Here is a 16247-nt window from a genome sequence, read left to right on the forward strand (position 1 = left end):
AAGACGTTCGTGAGTACCACGGACCGAGCGGGCGTCGAGCCGAACAGATCCGGCCCGGCGACCGCTCGCACGCGTGCCGGTCGGCAGCAGCGCATCGTGGAGATCCTGTCCGGGCATGCGGTGCGCAGCCAGACCGAACTGGCCGCACTGCTGGCCGAGGACGGTATCGAGACCACCCAGGCGACGCTGTCGCGGGATCTGGACGAACTCGGCGCGGTGAAGCTGCGCGCCGCGGACGGCGGTGCGGGCGTCTATGTGGTGCCCGAGGACGGCAGTCCGGTGCGCGGGGTCACCGGCGGCACCGACCGCTTGTCGAAACTACTCGGCGACCTGCTGGTTTCCACCGATCACAGCGGCAATATCGCGGTTCTGCGCACGCCACCGGGCGCGGCGCACTTCCTGGCGAGTGCGCTCGATCGCGCCTCGCTGCCGGAGATCGTCGGCACCATCGCCGGGGACGACACCATCGCGGTGATCGCCCGCGAACCGCTCACCGGCGCGGAACTGGCCGCGAAGATCGAGCAGTGGGCCTGAACCACTGAACCGGTTGGGCCGGTGGGTTGTTCGCCGCAATCAGTCCGGCAGCGCCTGCCCGCGGGTTTCCGGGGCGAGCCCGACCATGCCGATGCCGATCAGGAATACGACCGCGGTCGCGCTGAGCGGGATGGCCAGGGACCCGCTCGCGTGGATGCCGTATCCGATGAGGAATGTGCCCGCGGCCGCGAACCAGCGCGAGAGCGTGGTGGTGAACGCGAACGCGGTGGCGCGCATCCGGGTCGGGTACTGCTCGGGCAGCCAGATGGTGAAGATCGCGAAATTGGCCCCGCCGAGGCCGAGCACCGGCAGGAATACGAAGGTCAGCGCGATCGAGTGCGCCGGATACGCGATCCCGTAGACCCCGACCGCGCCGACGGTCATCAGCACGAACAGTCCGGCCAGAGTCGTGCGCCGCCCGAATCGGTCCGCCAGGCGCGGAATCACCACACAGCCGACGATCGTGAACGCGGCCACCGTCATCGAGGAGATACCGGCCAGCCGTACCGTCGCGGACGAGCCGTATCCCGCGTGGTGTGCCAGGTCGGTGACGGCGGTGGGCACATAGGTCGATCCGGCCCACAGCCCGATCACGCAGACCACCAGCAGTGCGAGGTTACCGAGGGTGCGGGCCCGATAGGGCGGGGCCAGCACGTCGATGACCGGCTGCCAGAAGGATTTTCGCTCCTGCACGGCTGAATCATGTTGCCAGCGTTCGGGTTCGGGGGTGGTACGGCGAATGATGAAGACCGCCAACGCGGGAATCCCGCCGATCAGGAACATCCCCCGCCAGCCCAGCTGCGGCCCGGCCGCGAGGTACAGCGCCGAGACGATCAGCACGCCGATGTACGCGGCCGAATGCATGAGGCCGCCGAATCGGGCGCGTACCCGCTCGGGTAGTACCTCGGCCAGAAGTGTTCCCGCCATGGCCCATTCGCCCCCGACGCCAACGGCCGCCAGGAATCGGAAGGCGTTCCACTCCCACAGTTCGGTGGCCAGGCCGGCCAACGCGGTGAACACGCCGTACATCGCGATGGAGGCCGTCATCGCGGGCATCCGGCCGAAGCGATCGGCCACCGGTCCCCAGATCGCCGAACAACCCCAGCCGAGTAGGAACAGCGCCGCGCTGATCTGGCCATACCAGCCGATATTCGCGGACGTCGCGGCGATGCCGGCGCGCGGCAGGAGTTCGGTCATCGTGGGCGCGAGCACCAGTCCGAAGACGGTCCAGTTGAAACCGTCCATCGCCCAGCCGCCGAATGAACCCCAGAACGCGCGGCGTTGCGCCGAGGTCAACGGGGGTGCCGAGGCGTTGCGGGAGGTGGCCGGTGCGGGATCGTCGTCGATCGTCACGGTGTAACTCGTTTCCAGGTGCTGCCGTACCGCGGCCCGCCGCGGTGATGTGATCGCTCACACACTAACCGGAGGCGTACTGCTTCCGCAGGACTCCGGACGAGCCGTTACGCCCGGGACTCGTCGCGTGCCCGCTTCGGCGGTCTCGTGAACGTGAAATCCGTTACCTGCGGTACCAATTGAATGCTCGGCCGGTCGGCGATACTGTATGCGGACGCATGGATCACGTGCGGTTGTCGACGATGTGGAGGCCCTGACTCGTGCGCATTACGGTATTCGGGGCGGGTGGAATCGGACTGTACTTCGCCGGGATGCTGGCGCGTGCCGGTCACCAGGTGACGGTGGTCGGGCGGGAGGAGACCGTCGAGGCCGCGGCGGCCGGACCGCTGCTGGTTTCGCGTGCGGGAGAAGAGAGTTCGATACCCGACGTGCAGGTGGTCACCGAACTGCGCCCCGGTGGCGACCCGGCCGATCTGGTGATCGTCGCGGTGAAGGCGTGGCAGGTTCGCGATGTCGCCGAGGCGCTGGAACCGGTCGTAGGCCCGGAGACCACGATCCTGCCGTTGCAGAACGGTGTCGAGGCGGCGAGTGATCTGGCCGCGGTACTGGGCGCCGAGCGGGTACTCGGCTGTACCTGCGTGGTGATCGCCGAACGCGTCGGGCCTTGGTCCGTGCGCTGCCTCGGCGCGCACGCCGCGGTGGAAATCGGCGCGCTGACACCGGATTCGGCCGAGCGGGTCGAATCGGTGGAGGAGGCGCTGACTCCCGCCGGCATCACGGTGACCCGCACGAACGACATCGAAGCCACCCTGTGGCGCAAGCTGATGCTGATCTCCTCCTACGGCGGGGTCGGCGCGCTGGCCCGTCGGCCGGTCGGGATCGTATCCACCGAACCCGAGACGGTCGCCCTGGTTCGAGCGGCGATGGTCGAGGTGCTCGAGGTGGCCCGCGCCCGGGGCATCGCGCTGGACGAGCACGACGTCGACCAGATGATGAAGATCTACGCGGGCTTCGGTCCGGAGACCACCGCATCGATGCAGCGTGACCTGGCCGCGGGCCGCCCGTCGGAACTGCACTACCAGAGCGGCGCGGTTGTCCGGTTCGGCCGGGCCGCGGGCGTCGCCACGCCGATCCACCAGACCATCTACGCCTCGCAGTTGCCTTCGGAGACATTCGCCCGGGAGCATTAGCGGGTACTCGCCGAGCTCGTTCCGGCATCTCGGGCGACACCGACCTCGAGTTCGCGGCCCGTCTCGCCGGTTGCACGCATGGCGGGTGCGAGTAACCAGTGCCCGACACGGGGTCGAGCGGTGAGACCTCCAGGGAGCCGCGAGCACGCCGTAGCGGAGCGGACGCCGAAAACGCAGGAGGCAACAGTGCGGCGTGTGATCAGTGTGGTGGTGGGTGTGGTTTTGTGCCTGGTCGGGGCACTGTGGGTCGGGCAGGGCACGGGTAATGTGCACGGCTCGCCGATGACCGGCCACTCCCAGTGGACGTACCTGGGCGTGGTCCTCATCATCGTCGGAGTCGTGGCGATCATCTCCGCGGCCTACCGGGCCCGAAAGCGCTGACCTGATCGGATCTGTGGCGGCCCGGTGGCGAGAATGCTCCTGCCGGGCCACACCGAGCGCTAGGCGAGCGGGTACTGCCCCGGCGGAACGCCGCCGCCACCGCCGCCCGTGCCCGCGTTCAACAGGTCGCTGATGATCTGCACGACGGACTGTCCCAGGGACAGCACGTCCTGACCGATCAACTCGAATAGACTCCCGATTCCCGAAAACATCTCCGACCGCCCTTCTGCCGCCCGGACCACTGGTCCACCCAGGCTCGCACACGCATCGCCCCGAGCGTGGCAATCTCGTTGGGACGCATGGAGATCTGGGGCCGATTGTCCGTATTGCCCCGAGTGTCGCCGCCTGTGTCGGCCACTCGCCGCCCCGACGCGATGCGACGCGATTTCGGCGCTGGCCTCACTTACCCACCGAAGCGAAGCGAGACGAAGCCCGACGTGCCCAGCGGGGGATCGTCTCTGTTCCGCTGGGAATCACCCGCGAAGCGAAAGGCTCAGAAAACCCTGCCGGAGCAGAGCGGAGGCAGAAAATCCAGCCCCCCGGTTATGAATGGGATTGCATCGTCATGCATAATCATTTGTGCGTGGTACGGGCCGCCGGGGGAGCGGGGTGGGCAGCGCCGCAGGCCCGGCGAGGCGGGCGCACAGACTTGGATACGCACGAAATTACTCGAGGAGTTACAGACATGGCCGATCGCGTCGTACTCGCCTACTCCGGCGGGCTGGACACCTCCGTCGCCATCAGCTGGATCGGCAAGGAGACCGGGGCCGAGGTGGTCGCGGTCGCGATCGACCTGGGCCAGGGTGGCGAGGATATGAACGTCGTGCGCCAGCGCGCGCTGGACTGCGGCGCTGTCGAGGCGGTCGTGGTCGACGCGCGTGACGAGTTCGCCGACGACTACTGCCTGCCGACCGTGCAGGCCAACGCCCTCTATCAGGGCCAGTACCCGCTGGTCTCGGCGATCAGCCGTCCGCTGATCGTCAAGCACCTGGTGGAGGCCGCGAAGTTCCACGGTGCGAGCACCGTCGCGCACGGCTGCACCGGTAAGGGCAACGACCAGGTCCGCTTCGAGGTCGGCATCGGCGCCCTGGCCCCCGACCTGAACGTCATCGCCCCGGTCCGCGACTACGCCTGGACCCGGGAGAAGGCCATCGCCTTCGCCGAGGAGAACAAGCTCCCGATCAACGTCACCAAGAAGTCGCCGTTCTCCATCGACCAGAACGTCTGGGGTCGCGCGGTCGAGACCGGCTTCCTCGAGGATCTGTGGAACGCGCCGACCAAGGACGTCTACGACTACACCGTCGATCCGACCATCAACTTCGAGGCGCCCGACGAGTTGGTCGTCAGCTTCGACAAGGGTGTGCCGGTGGCCATCGACGGCCGCCAGGTCACCGTACTCGAGGCGATCGTGGAGCTGAACCGGCGCGCGGGGCGTCAGGGCGTGGGCCGGTTGGACATGGTCGAGGACCGGTTGGTCGGTATCAAGAGTCGCGAGATCTACGAGGCTCCGGGCGCGATCGCGCTGATCACCGCGCATCAGGCGCTGGAGAACGTCACCCTGGAGCGTGAACTGGGCCGGTACAAGCGACAGGTCGAGCAGCGCTGGGGCGAGCTGGCCTACGACGGCCTGTGGTACTCCCCGCTCAAGCGCGCCCTGGACGCGTTCGTGCGCGACACCCAGGAGCACGTCACCGGCGATATCCGCATGGTGCTGCACGGTGGCAACGTCGTGGTGAACGGTCGCCGCAGCGAGGAGTCGCTGTACGACTTCAACCTGGCCACCTACGACGAGGGCGATTCCTTCGACCAGTCGCTGGCCAAGGGTTTCGTGCAGATCCACGGCCTGTCCTCCAAGGTCGCCGCGCGCCGGGATCTGTTCAAGAAGTAACGACTCGACCCGGTGACGCGGTGTCGTTGCCGGGCGTGCGCCGGGACGCGGGTCCGCTGTGGCGACGCAGCGGACCCGCGAGGCTCGACCGTCGGCTGCTCGCACAGGTAGCAGGAGTAGCCTGCGAGCCGCCGGGTGATCTCACCCGGCGGTCGTGCGAAGCGGAAATCGTGCGTCGCGACGGTGACCGGCCACAGCCGTGTGCTCGTTGCCGGGTGTCGTGATCGCGCAGCGTTATCGCGCGAAAGGGATTGGCCGACAGGAGGATCCGATGCGTACCGACGACGACAGCTGGGATATCACCGAGAGCGTGGGCGCGACCGCCGTGGGCGTCGCGGCGATGCGTGCCAGGGAGACCTCGCGTACCGACGCGCTGTTCCAGGATCCCTATGCCGCCAAGCTGGTCGAGGCCGTGGGATCCGGGTGGGACAAGATCCTGCGTGGTCAGGTGGGTACCGATCCCGAACGCAGCCGGTTGTACGGTCCGCTGAACGCCATGATGACCGCTCGCACGGTGTACATCGACGAATATTTCGACGCGGTGGGTGCAGCCGGGATCCGGCAGGTCGTCATCCTGGCGGCAGGGCTGGACGCGCGGGCATATCGGATCGAGTGGCCTTCGGGCACAGTACTTTTCGAGCTGGATCAGCCGAAGGTGTTGGAGTTCAAGGCAACCGCGCTCGCGGGGGACGAGCCCACTGCTGATCGTCGCGAGGTGGCGATAGATCTGCGTCAGGACTGGCCGAAGGCATTGCGCGACAACGGCTTCGATCCGACGCTGCCCACCGCCTGGTTGGCCGAGGGACTGTTGCGTTACCTGCCGGGCGAGGCGCAGGACCGGCTGTTCGACAACATCGCCGACCTCAGCGTCCCGGGCAGCACCATCGCCCTGAACATGGGCCAGGGGCGGCCGCTGCGGAATTCCGAGATCCGTGCCGAGCGGGAGAAGATGATGGCGCAGGCCGGGATCCGGATCGACGTGGAGAACCTCTGGTACTCGACGGACGACCGCACCGACCCCCGCGACTGGTTCGCCGAGCACGGCTGGAAGGTCACCGCAGCCGACCCGGTCACGGTGCTGACCGAACACGGGCGCGAGGTACCGGACACAGTGCGCGAGGGATTGCGCAACCACATTCTGATGACAGCTGTGCGCCCCTGAGCGCCACGGCACCGACGACCGCGATACGCGGGTGAGGAGAGCACGACCGATGACCGATGGCGGCAGCACCAACGAAGGGGCCCTGTGGGGCGGACGTTTCGCGTCCGGCCCCGCCGCGGCGATGGCGGCGCTGAGCAAGTCGACCCATTTCGACTGGGTGCTGGCCCCTTACGACACCCGCGCGTCGAAAGCGCATGCGCGCGTGCTGCACAAGGCTGGTCTGCTGTCCGCCGACGATTTGGCTGCGATGTTGAACGGCCTGGAACGCCTTGCCGCGGATGTCGATTCGGGCGCGTTCATCCCTGCCGAGGCCGATGAGGATGTGCACGGCGCGCTCGAACGCGGGCTCATCGAACGGGTCGGCGCCGAACTCGGCGGTCGCCTGCGCGCGGGACGCTCCCGCAACGATCAGGTGGCCACGCTGTTCCGGATGTGGTTGCGCGATGCGGTCCGTCGCGTCGCGGCCGGGGTGCTGGACGTGGTCGACGCGCTGGTCGCGCAGGCCGCCGCGCATCCGGAGGCGGTCATGCCCGGTAAGACTCATCTGCAGGCCGCGCAGCCGGTACTGCTGGCTCATCATCTGCTCGCGCACGCCCATCCGCTGCTGCGCGATATCGATCGGCTGCGCGATTTCGACAAGCGTGCCGCGATCTCCCCGTACGGTTCGGGCGCGCTGGCCGGTTCCTCACTGGGGCTGGATCCCGAGGCGATCGCCGCCGACCTGGATTTCAGTGCGGCCGCGGCGAATTCGATCGATGCCACCTCCTCGCGTGATTTCGCCGCCGAGGCAGCCTTCGTGCTGGCCATGACCGCGGTGGATCTGTCCCGGATGGCCGAGGAGATCATCCTGTGGAGCACACCGGAATTCGGCTACATCACTCTGGCCGACGCCTGGTCCACCGGATCGTCGATCATGCCGCAGAAGAAGAACCCGGACGTCTCCGAGCTGACCAGGGGTAAGGCGGGCCGGCTGATCGGCAATCTGACCGGCCTGCTCGCCACGCTCAAGGCTCAACCGCTGGCGTACAACCGAGATCTGCAGGAGGACAAGGAACCCCTGTTCGATTCGGTGGCCCAGCTCGAACTGCTGCTGCCCGCCATCGCCGGCCTGGTGTCCACCTCGACCTTCCACACCGACCGGATGGCCGAATTGGCCCCCGCCGGTTACACCCTCGCCACCGATATCGCCGAATGGCTTGTCCGCCAGGGTGTTCCGTTCCGTGTCGCGCACGAGGCGGCCGGCGCCTGCGTCCGGGTCGCGGAGTCTCGCGTCGTGGGCTTGGACGAGCTCACCGACGCCGAATTCGCCGCCGTGGACCCGGCACTGACGCCGCGGGTCCGCGAGGTGCTCACCGTCGAGGGCTCGATCGCCTCCCGCAACGCCCGCGGCGGCACCGCCGGAGTCCGGGTCGCCGAGCAGCTCGACGAGGTCCGCGAGTCCGCCGCCGAGTGTCGCGCCTGGCTGGTCTGATCACCGCCGAGCCGGATCGCTTGTCTCAGCGGCCCGGAGTTCGGCGTGTCTCGCCGAAACCGAGTTGGTTCGCGGTCGCCGGGAGACGGGCCGTACCACCGCCAGCGGTTGTCGCGAGTCGAGATTCCACTGGTCGGATCGCGCCGTCGCGGGGACGGGACCTTTCCTCGACGAGGGTTCGGTCAGCGAGGCTGGAAGTCGCGGCAGGCAGTGGTCGTCGTACTGTGGCTGCGACGAAGGGAGCAGCTGTGGTTGTCGAGCTGTGTGGCGGCCGGGGCGCCCGGATATGACGAATTCTGCTGTCGCCGAGCGTATTCGCGGCAATATAGCCGGATTCACCCGGATCGCCGCCACGGGTGGTCGCGCCGCGGCCGTGGTGATCTGCGTCGTGGACGATCCCGGCGAGCCGCACGTCCTGCTGATCCGGCGGGCGTACCGCGGGATGAACAGTGGTCAGTGGGCATTTCCCGGCGGCAAGATCGAGCCCGGCGAGCGCGCGGTGGCGGCCGGGCTGCGGGAGGTCCAAGAGGAGATCGGCCTGGACCTCGCCGAATCCGATGTACTGGGTGTGCTGGACGATTTCGTCACCGACTCCGGATTCGTGATGACCCCGTTCATCGCCCTGACCGCTGCGCCCGCGCGGTTGCACCCCAACCCCGACGAGGTCGATTCGGTTCACGAGGTCACCCTGGAACGTCTGGTCGGCGATGATCTGCCGGGCTGGACGACGACTCCGGCCGGGGTGCGGCTGCTGAATATGCCCCTGCGCGAGCGGATGAGGATCCACGCCCCCACCGGTGCGATCCTCTACCAGTTCCGCGAGGTGGCCCTGCTGGGGCGGCACACTCGGGTCCGCGATCTGCATCAGCCCGAATTCACCCGCGAATGAGGGTTCTTCATGCCTGATTACCACGGCCCCTGCCGGATCACCGTCACCTCGGTCGAGGCCCTGTGGCCGCAACGGGTGGCGGTTCGCATCGGCAGCCAGAGCCACACCTACGCGGCCGTTCTTCCGGGCACGCCGGGTGCGTCCTGCGGGATCGATGAGGAGAACTGGGAGTTACTGCTGCAGCACTGGGTCGACGGCTCGTGGCGGTCGAATATTCGGCTCGTCATCGATGATTGGATCACCGACGGCAATATCGAGCGTCAGGTGATCCACAGCAAGGATCACGACTGGCCGGAGGACCGCGCCGAACGCAACCTCGTGGTCACCCTGGAACGCGATATCGAGGTCGACCGGTGCCGCGACCGGAACCGCCCGACGGCCGCACCCCGCGCCTCGGCTACCGTGTCCGATCAGCAATCCCCGCAACAGTATTCGTCCCCCCTGCGCGCAGCCTCGGCCACCCACCGCTCCGCCCCGCGGCACACCGGCCCGGTCGTCCGCCCGACCCGCTCCGACCCGGCGGCCGGAACCGGCACGTGAGGCGCGGATCCGAAGCGGTCGAAATTCACTCGCCGATGATCCCCGATATCCTCCGCCAGTGACGTTTCTGCTGCTCGCGCTCGCGATCGTGTCCGAGGTCTCGGCGACGGTATCGCTCAAACTCTCCGAGGGCTTCACCCGCCTGGTGCCCTCGATCGTCGTCGTCATCGGATACCTGGCCGCCTTCTTCTTCCTCTCCCAGGCCCTGAAACGCGGCATGTCCATCGCCGTCGCCTACGGCATCTGGTCCGCCATCGGCGTCGCGGCAGTAGCCGCAATCGGCGCAATGTTCCTCCGCGAAACCCTGAGTCTGATCCAGCTGGGCGGAATAGCCCTGGTAATCCTCGGCGTCCTGGCCCTGGAACTGGGCCGCGCCAACTGACCCCGCGCGGCTGATCGCAGGAGACACTCAGCGAGCACGGATCAAGTCGGCGTGTGCGATGTGAGCGGCTGCCCTTTGGATTGCTTCGGGGCGACGCATCGTCCTGCTGACGGTGTTCCGCAAACATCGGATGCGGGAGACTGCCGAGATCGTGCGTGCGATGATGCGCTGCATCGCTGAGGCTCATGCCGTGGAGGAGGAATAGGTCCCATGGATGAACGCAGTAGCTGGTCGGAGATGCGTGCGGAGGTCATGGCACGACCGGGTGCCGGTGCCGCCTACGAGGCGGCGCGGATCAGGTTCGAACTCGGCGCCGCAGTACGCGGCCTGCGTGAGAAGACGGGGCTGACTCAGGTTGAGCTCGCCGATCGTGCCGGTTCGAAGCAACCGGCGGTGGCGCGACTGGAGGCCGGAGACACGATGCCGACAATTCCTGTGCTGGAACGGATTGCCGAGGCGTTGGGGGTGCGGTTGAGTGTCGAGTTTCGGCCGTTGCGGGAGGCCGGGTAGGTTCCGGTCGCTTGCGCGGCGCAATCTTTCGTGATTCGGGCGTGGGTGGGGGTGGTGAGCGTTAACATCGGGCGGACGGGCCGGGTGGCCGGTCGGTCGATGTCGACGAGGTGATCGCCATGCCTTCCGTGGTTCTCGAAGCCGAGGATGTGGTCAAACGCTACGGGAGCGTGGAGGCGTTGCGGGGGGCCAGCTTTCAGGTGCGTGCGGGGGAGGTCGTCGCACTGATCGGCGACAATGGGGCGGGGAAATCCACTCTGGTGAAATGTCTTTCGGGTGCGGAGCAGCCCGACGGCGGGCGCATCCTGCTCGACGGCGAGCCGGTGCGGATGGGATCGCCGGTCGAGGCGCGCAGGTTGGGGGTGGAGACCGTCTATCAGGATCTCGCCGTCGCTCCCGATCTGGATCCGGCGGCGAATCTGTTCCTGGGGCGCGAACTGTTCCGTCGCGGAATTCGCGGGCGGATCGGGATGCTCGATCGTAAGGCCATGAAAACGCAGGCCGCCGAGCACTTTCGGCGTCTCGGCGTGACACTTCCCCGAGACGATGTGCCGATCGGTGCGCTGTCGGGAGGTCAGCGGCAGACCGTCGCGGTGGCGCGGGCGGTGATGTGGGCCAGCAAGGTCGTGTTCATGGACGAGCCGACCGCCGCGCTGGGCGTTGTGCAGCGTGAGCGCGTGCTCGAGGTCATCGGCCGGGTGCGTGACCAGGGCATCGCGGTCGTGCTGATCAGTCACAACATGCCCGAGGTGCTCTCGGTTGCCGACCGGATCGAGGTGTTGCGGCTCGGCCGCCGCGTGGCGCGCTTCGACTCCGAGGCCACTCTCGGGCAATTGGTCGGTGCGATGACCGGGGCGTTGACCACCGAGGACGCGGCATGAGCGAGCACGGCGAGCGGCCGGCGGGCACCGCCGGTTCGGTGCCGGAGACCTTCGAGCCTCCCGAACACACACTGTGGCAGCGTATTTCGGGGATCAGCACGGTGTGGATCGGTCTGGTGCTGATCGTGCTGTACCTGGCATTCAGCATCGCGCGGCCCGATGCTTTCCCCACCCGGTTCACCTTGCAGACCCTGCTGATCGAGACGTCGGTGCTGCTCGTGCTCTCGATCGGGATGACCTTCGTGATCATCACCGCGGGCATCGACCTCTCGGTCGGCATGGTGCTGATCTTCTCCGGGGTCATCGGATCGAAGACGATGGAGTGGCTCAGTCCGGGCCAGGACGCGAGCCATGCCGGATGGGAAATCATCGCGGCCGGATTCGTGACCTCCCTTGCCGGGGGCGCACTCTGGGGTCTGATCAACGGGGTACTGGTGGCGCGGGCCAAGATTCCGCCACTCATCGTCACCCTCGGCTCTTTCGGTGCGGCCCTCGGTGCTGCCCAGCTCATCACCGGCGGCGTGGACACCCGCACCGTGCCCGAGAATCTGCGCGACTCACTGGGTTTCGGCACCCTGCTCGGCGGCGTGCCGGATCTGGTGCTGGTCGCGCTCGTGGTCACGCTGTTCGGCGCGTGGTTGCTGCACACCACCCGATTCGGCCGCTACACCTACGCGATCGGCTCCAATGCCGAGGCCGCGCGGCGTTCGGGCATCGGCGTCACCCGGCATCTGATCCTGGTGTACCTGATGACCGGGTTGCTGTCCGGGCTGGCCGGATTCATGAATCTCGCCTACTTCGGCACCACCACCATCGCCGGTCACGGCACCGACAATCTGGACGCCATCGCCGGTGTCGTCATCGGCGGCACCAGCCTGTTCGGCGGGACCGGAACGATAGTCGGCACCGTGATCGGCGTTTTCATTCCGTCGGTGCTGCGCAAGGGATTCGTCATCGCGGGAGTGCCGGTGTTCTGGCAGCCGATCGCCGTGAGCATCGTCCTGGTGGCCGCCGTCTGGTTCGACCAATTGCGTCGGAAGGCGCGGGATCGCAAGTAACACGGAATGAATGAAGGTGAGGGCGGAGATGAGAACCGTGCGACGGGCCGCCGTACTGGCAGGCGTGATGGTGACGGCCGCGGCGGTGCTGGCCGGATGCGGCGGCAAGGTCGGTGACTCCGGCGGCGCCGATGCCAAGAAACTCGTGCTCATTCCGGGCGTGGCCAACGAGCCGTTCTACATCTCGATGCAGTGCGGCGCGCAGGCCGAGGCGAAGAAGCTGGGATATTCGCTGAACACCCAGGCGCCCACGCAATTCGACGCCTCGTTGCAGACGCCGATCGTCACCGGCGTCATCGCCACCAAACCCGGCGCGGTCCTGATCGCCCCTACCCACGCCACCGCGATGGCCGCTCCGATCGAGCAGGCGAAGAACGCCGGAATCAAGATCGTCGAGGTGGACACCGCCCTGGAAGACACGTCGGTCGCGGTCTCCTCGATCTCCTCGGACAATGTCAAGGGCGGTCAGCTGGCCGCGCAGACGCTCGCGAAACTGGTGGGGGACAAGGGATCCACGCTGGTGATCAACACCAAGGCGGGCACCTCCACGACCGATCAACGCGCGCAGGGTTTCGCCGACGAGCTGAAGAACCATCCCGGGATGAGCTCACTGGGCGTGCAGTACAACAACAACGACGCCGCCCAGGCCGCCTCGATCGTCACCGCCACCTTGGCCGCGCATCCGGATCTGGCGGGCATCTTCGCCACCAACCTGAGTTCGGCCGAGGGCGCGGCTACCGGCCTGCGCAATGCGGGCAAACTGGGGCAGGTGAAGATAGTCGGCTTCGACGCCAGCCCACAGCAGGTGCAGGACCTGCGTAACGGCACGATCCAGGCCTTGATTGCCCAGGACCCGGCCACGATCGGTGTCGACGGCGTGGACCAGGCCGCCGCTGCCCTCGAAGGCAAACCGGTCACCCGGCACATCCGGACCGACATGGTCTCCATCACCCAGGCCGATATGGACGCGAACTCGAAGTACTTCTACAAGAGCAAGTGCTGATCCGAACGGATCTCAATCCTGCACGCGCACAGCATATCCGGTGGCAGTGAGTGCATCTATCACCTCGTCGCGATGGGCGGGGCCACGGGTTTCCAGGGTGAGTGAAACCTCCGCCTCGTCCACCGCCAGCCAGGCCCCGGCTCGCGAGTGGGTGATCTCGAAGACGCTCGCGCCGGTCCCGCCGATCGCGGCCAGCAGTCGTCCGAGACTGCCCGGACGATCCGAAATCGTCACGCGCAGAACCAGATAGCGACCCGCCGCACCGAGGCCGTGCCCGATCAACCGGGTCAGCAACAACGGATCGACATTTCCGCCGGACAGGATTGCGCAGACCGGGCCCGTGATGTCGAGTTCGGCTGGAGGATAGGTCATCAGCGCCGCGACCGCCGCCGCGCCGGCGGGTTCGACGATCAGTTTGGCGCGTTCCATACACAGCAGCATCGCCCGGGAGATCGCGTCTTCGTCCACCGTGACGATTCGCGAAACACGTTCGGCCACATGGACGAAGGGCACGTCACCGGGACGCCCGACCGCGATGCCGTCGGCCATGGTCGACATCCCGTCCAACGCCACCGGTTTCCCGGCCGCGAGCGAGGCGGGCCAGGCCGCGGCCCGCGCCGCTTGCACGCCCAGCACCCGCACGTGCGGAGCCATATGCTCGAGTGCCACGGCCACGCCCGCGAGCAGACCGCCACCGCCGGTGGGCACGATCACCGTCTCCACTTCGGGCATCTGCTCGAGCAGTTCGATTCCGACGGTCGCCTGGCCGGCCACGATGTCGGGATGATCGAAGGGGTGGATCAGCGTCGCACCGGTCTGCTCGGCGAATTCCCTTGCCGCCAGCAGGGATTGGTCGACGGTCTCACCCGCCTGATGAACGGTCGCGCCGTAGGCGCGGGTGGCGGCCAGCTTCGGCAACGAGGCGCCGATCGGCATGAAGACCGTCGAGTCGATGCCCAGGGTCGATGCCGCCCAGGCCACGCCCTGAGCATGGTTACCCGCACTGGCCGCGACGACTCCGCGGCCGCGCTCGATCTCGGACAGATTGGCGATCCGGTTGTACGCGCCCCGCGGTTTGAATGATCCGGTGCGCTGCAGGTTCTCACATTTGAGCCGCACCTCGACATCCGCACGCTCTGCCAGCACTCGCGAGGCGATCAACGGCGTCCGCCGCACCGCAGGTCCCACCAGCTTCGCCGCCGCCTCGATCCTATCCAGCCCGATCCGGTCCATGGCGGCCATGCTGCCAGACGATGCCCCCGCCGGCTGCGGAACGACTTTCCACCCGGCCGGGGGCATGCGTCCGGTTCACCCGCGTCGTGGCGATGCGGGTCCGGATGTGCCCGATGACTCGCTTCCGCTGTCGAGACCGGATCGGAAGATATTGTCGGACAACATATCCGGCGTCGGACCAACGATGACGGAATCGCGGGAGCCGCCTCTCCCGCGTATTCCGATGTGGTTCGTTACTCCGAAAGCCCCGCCCGGTATCAGCCGTGCAGACTGCCGACAGGGGGATGGGTGATCGCGAGGACCCCCGACAACCACGGCGTGAAGCGGGCGGGTTCGGACTCGAGTGCGGTGCGCAGATCGGCCGGGTACAACCAGGTGTGATCGGCGATCTCCGCGGGGTCGGGATCCGGGGGAGCGCCGTCGAAGCGGCCCACCAGGACATGATCCCATTCGTGCTCGACCCGGCCGGTTGCCGGATCGTCCGCCTCATAGTGGAACACCCCGACCTCGGTCAGCTCGGCCGCGATACCGAGTTCCTCGCCGAGCCGGACCGCTGCGGCACGGGTGACCGGCTCACCGGGCGCGGGATGCCCGCAGCAGGTGTTCGTCCACAGCAGCGGGAAGCGGGTCTTGACCGCGGCTCGCTGCTGCAACAGCAGGCGCCCCGCCGCGTCGAACAGCAGCACCGAGAACGCCCGGTGCAGCTGTCCGGGCGAGGTATGCGCCTGCGCCACCGGGCACGAGCCGGTCGCCCGGCCCCGCTCGTCCACGAGCTCGACGAGCAGGGCCTCACGGTCGATCGGCGGTGCTCCGGCGCTATCCTCTGGTGCGGCGGTCACCGCCCCACCTTATCGGCGGCGATCAACAGGTACTGGAAGCTGCCCTCCTTGTACGAGGTCAGGAACGGCTTCTCCACGCCGGTCGCCAGCTCGGAACGGGTGCGCAACTCCCAGTAGGGGATGGTGGCCGCGGTGAGGTCGGTGACCGCGATCGGCACGAGATTGTTCGCCGCCAGCGCCCGGAAATACTCGCTGCGCGGGTGGATCATGCAGCCGTAGTGCGCATCGATCCAGCTCACCGCCGCGGACCGTCCGCCGGTCACATCGTTGGAGCAGCCGGTGATGCACACATAGCGCCCGCCCGGCTCGAGCAGCCGCGCGAATTCGCTGAACAGATCCGGCAGTTCGACGTACATATCGGTCTCGTTGGTCCAGATACCGCGCATGGACCGCGCTTCGAAACCGGTGTCGAGCATATTGCGGAAGTGGAATTGCACCCGGTCCGCCACCCCCCGCTGCTGGGCCTGCTCATTGGCGAACCCCACCTGGTACTCCGAGATCGTCACCCCGTCCACCCGGCAGCCGAACCGCTGATTGGCCATGATGCTGGTGCCGCCGCGGCCGGACCCGCCGTCCAGCAGCCGGTCCCCGGGCCGCACATCGCCGAGATTGTCGAGCAGCAGATCGGCCTGTGCGGTCTCCAGCCGGTGCAGTTCGCGCACGATCCGGTCCTGGCGGGTGTTCTCGGGACCTTCCAGAACGGACAGATCCGGATCGCCGATGCCGTAGTGATGGTGATAGAGACCGTCCACCTCGCCCAATTTGGTGTTCACCCGATCGTCGTTGGGATTGTCGTTCCAATACGCCGCCACCGAGCGCTGGTAGCTGGTCTGCAGTACGCCATCGGTCTGGGGGTCGAGCGTGGTCATCGAATCAGTCCTCTCGATCGTTGGTGCTGCGGGCAGTACTGGTCGCGCCGGATATGCGGCGTCG

At 67.4% G+C, this 16247-nt stretch carries 18 protein-coding genes; 13 read left to right on the forward strand and 5 right to left on the reverse strand.

Features of this window, described 5'->3' with window-relative positions:
* Nucleotides 1-9: 9 nt before the first annotated feature.
* Nucleotides 10-534 carry an arginine repressor gene (locus NV1_RS17615; RefSeq protein WP_067892573.1) on the forward strand — a complete coding sequence of 175 codons (525 nt, stop codon included), beginning with the start codon at nucleotides 10-12 and terminating at the stop codon, nucleotides 532-534.
* A gap of 39 nt (nucleotides 535-573) precedes the next feature.
* On the opposite strand, the gene NV1_RS17620 is transcribed toward NV1_RS17615, so the two are convergent.
* On the reverse strand, nucleotides 574-1887 hold the full coding sequence (locus tag NV1_RS17620; RefSeq protein ID WP_084525482.1) for an MFS transporter: 1314 nt from the start codon (nucleotides 1885-1887) through the stop codon (nucleotides 574-576).
* A gap of 260 nt (nucleotides 1888-2147) precedes the next feature.
* On the opposite strand from NV1_RS17620, the gene NV1_RS17625 reads away from it, so the two are divergent.
* Both NV1_RS17625 and NV1_RS17630 read left to right on the forward strand, forming a co-directional pair.
* Nucleotides 2148-3077, forward strand: coding sequence for a ketopantoate reductase family protein (locus NV1_RS17625; protein ID WP_245713777.1), 930 nt, complete (start codon nucleotides 2148-2150; stop codon nucleotides 3075-3077).
* Nucleotides 3078-3263: 186 nt separating this feature from the next.
* Complete coding sequence (locus NV1_RS17630; protein WP_067892575.1) at nucleotides 3264-3458, forward strand: hypothetical protein; 195 nt, start codon at nucleotides 3264-3266, stop codon at nucleotides 3456-3458.
* A gap of 59 nt (nucleotides 3459-3517) precedes the next feature.
* Here the strand turns inward: NV1_RS17630 and NV1_RS46385 are convergent, their stop codons facing one another.
* A complete protein-coding gene (locus NV1_RS46385) occupies nucleotides 3518-3640 on the reverse strand; it encodes a hypothetical protein (protein WP_281181847.1) in 123 nt (40 codons plus the stop codon).
* A gap of 503 nt (nucleotides 3641-4143) precedes the next feature.
* Here NV1_RS46385 and NV1_RS17635 point away from each other — a divergent pair.
* The 10 genes from NV1_RS17635 (at nucleotide 4144) to NV1_RS17685 (ending at nucleotide 13242) form a co-directional block, all read left to right on the forward strand.
* On the forward strand, nucleotides 4144-5346 hold the full coding sequence (locus tag NV1_RS17635) for an argininosuccinate synthase (RefSeq protein ID WP_040821614.1): 1203 nt from the start codon (nucleotides 4144-4146) through the stop codon (nucleotides 5344-5346).
* Between the two features lie 271 nt (nucleotides 5347-5617).
* Nucleotides 5618-6508 carry a class I SAM-dependent methyltransferase gene (locus tag NV1_RS17640; protein WP_067892641.1) on the forward strand — a complete coding sequence of 297 codons (891 nt, stop codon included), beginning with the start codon at nucleotides 5618-5620 and terminating at the stop codon, nucleotides 6506-6508.
* 49 nt (nucleotides 6509-6557) lie between these two features.
* A complete protein-coding gene (argH, locus tag NV1_RS17645; RefSeq protein ID WP_067892577.1) occupies nucleotides 6558-7979 on the forward strand; it encodes an argininosuccinate lyase in 1422 nt (473 codons plus the stop codon).
* 286 nt (nucleotides 7980-8265) lie between these two features.
* The gene (locus tag NV1_RS17650) at nucleotides 8266-8868 is read left to right on the forward strand and encodes an NUDIX hydrolase (protein WP_067892579.1); all 603 of its coding nucleotides are present in this window, start codon (nucleotides 8266-8268) and stop codon (nucleotides 8866-8868) included.
* Between the two features lie 9 nt (nucleotides 8869-8877).
* Nucleotides 8878-9408 carry a hypothetical protein gene (locus NV1_RS17655; protein WP_067892581.1) on the forward strand — a complete coding sequence of 177 codons (531 nt, stop codon included), beginning with the start codon at nucleotides 8878-8880 and terminating at the stop codon, nucleotides 9406-9408.
* Nucleotides 9409-9466: 58 nt separating this feature from the next.
* A complete protein-coding gene (locus NV1_RS17660) occupies nucleotides 9467-9790 on the forward strand; it encodes a DMT family transporter (protein WP_067892583.1) in 324 nt (107 codons plus the stop codon).
* Between the two features lie 210 nt (nucleotides 9791-10000).
* On the forward strand, nucleotides 10001-10300 hold the full coding sequence (locus NV1_RS17670) for a helix-turn-helix domain-containing protein (protein WP_067892585.1): 300 nt from the start codon (nucleotides 10001-10003) through the stop codon (nucleotides 10298-10300).
* A gap of 119 nt (nucleotides 10301-10419) precedes the next feature.
* Nucleotides 10420-11181, forward strand: coding sequence for an ATP-binding cassette domain-containing protein (locus NV1_RS17675; protein WP_067892643.1), 762 nt, complete (start codon nucleotides 10420-10422; stop codon nucleotides 11179-11181).
* The gene (locus tag NV1_RS17680; protein WP_084525484.1) at nucleotides 11178-12239 is read left to right on the forward strand and encodes an ABC transporter permease; all 1062 of its coding nucleotides are present in this window, start codon (nucleotides 11178-11180) and stop codon (nucleotides 12237-12239) included. The genes NV1_RS17675 and NV1_RS17680 overlap by 4 nt, the downstream gene beginning before the upstream one ends.
* A gap of 28 nt (nucleotides 12240-12267) precedes the next feature.
* Entirely contained in the window at nucleotides 12268-13242 is a 975-nt protein-coding gene (locus NV1_RS17685) for an ABC transporter substrate-binding protein (protein WP_067892587.1), read from the forward strand.
* A 12-nt stretch (nucleotides 13243-13254) separates the two neighbouring features.
* On the opposite strand, the gene ilvA is transcribed toward NV1_RS17685, so the two are convergent.
* From ilvA to NV1_RS17700, 3 genes are all read right to left on the reverse strand, one after another.
* Nucleotides 13255-14475, reverse strand: a complete 1221-nt coding sequence (gene ilvA, locus NV1_RS17690; protein WP_373864622.1) for a threonine ammonia-lyase — start codon at nucleotides 14473-14475, stop codon at nucleotides 13255-13257.
* A 257-nt stretch (nucleotides 14476-14732) separates the two neighbouring features.
* Nucleotides 14733-15314 (reverse strand): isopentenyl-diphosphate Delta-isomerase, encoded by a 582-nt coding sequence (idi, locus tag NV1_RS17695; protein WP_245713778.1) that lies wholly within the window; start codon nucleotides 15312-15314, stop codon nucleotides 14733-14735.
* Nucleotides 15311-16183 (reverse strand): geranyl diphosphate 2-C-methyltransferase, encoded by an 873-nt coding sequence (locus tag NV1_RS17700; protein ID WP_067892591.1) that lies wholly within the window; start codon nucleotides 16181-16183, stop codon nucleotides 15311-15313. The genes idi and NV1_RS17700 overlap by 4 nt, the downstream gene beginning before the upstream one ends.
* Between the last annotated feature and the right edge of the window lie 64 nt (nucleotides 16184-16247).

The organism is Nocardia vaccinii NBRC 15922, assembly GCF_001613305.1.
Taxonomy (GTDB): Bacteria; Actinomycetota; Actinomycetes; order Mycobacteriales; family Mycobacteriaceae; genus Nocardia; species Nocardia vaccinii.

Coding starts and splice junctions, on each gene's coding strand:
- NV1_RS17635 (WP_040821614.1), top strand. CDS start 4,144: ATGGCCGATCGCGTCGTACTCGCCTACTCCGGCGGGCTGGACACCTCC.
- NV1_RS17640 (WP_067892641.1), top strand. CDS start 5,618: ATGCGTACCGACGACGACAGCTGGGATATCACCGAGAGCGTGGGCGCG.
- argH (WP_067892577.1), top strand. CDS start 6,558: ATGACCGATGGCGGCAGCACCAACGAAGGGGCCCTGTGGGGCGGACGT.
- NV1_RS17650 (WP_067892579.1), top strand. CDS start 8,266: ATGACGAATTCTGCTGTCGCCGAGCGTATTCGCGGCAATATAGCCGGA.
- NV1_RS17655 (WP_067892581.1), top strand. CDS start 8,878: ATGCCTGATTACCACGGCCCCTGCCGGATCACCGTCACCTCGGTCGAG.
- NV1_RS17670 (WP_067892585.1), top strand. CDS start 10,001: ATGGATGAACGCAGTAGCTGGTCGGAGATGCGTGCGGAGGTCATGGCA.
- NV1_RS17675 (WP_067892643.1), top strand. CDS start 10,420: ATGCCTTCCGTGGTTCTCGAAGCCGAGGATGTGGTCAAACGCTACGGG.
- NV1_RS17680 (WP_084525484.1), top strand. CDS start 11,178: ATGAGCGAGCACGGCGAGCGGCCGGCGGGCACCGCCGGTTCGGTGCCG.
- NV1_RS17685 (WP_067892587.1), top strand. CDS start 12,268: ATGAGAACCGTGCGACGGGCCGCCGTACTGGCAGGCGTGATGGTGACG.
- ilvA (WP_373864622.1), bottom strand. CDS start 14,475: ATGGACCGGATCGGGCTGGATAGGATCGAGGCGGCGGCGAAGCTGGTG.
- NV1_RS17700 (WP_067892591.1), bottom strand. CDS start 16,183: ATGACCACGCTCGACCCCCAGACCGATGGCGTACTGCAGACCAGCTAC.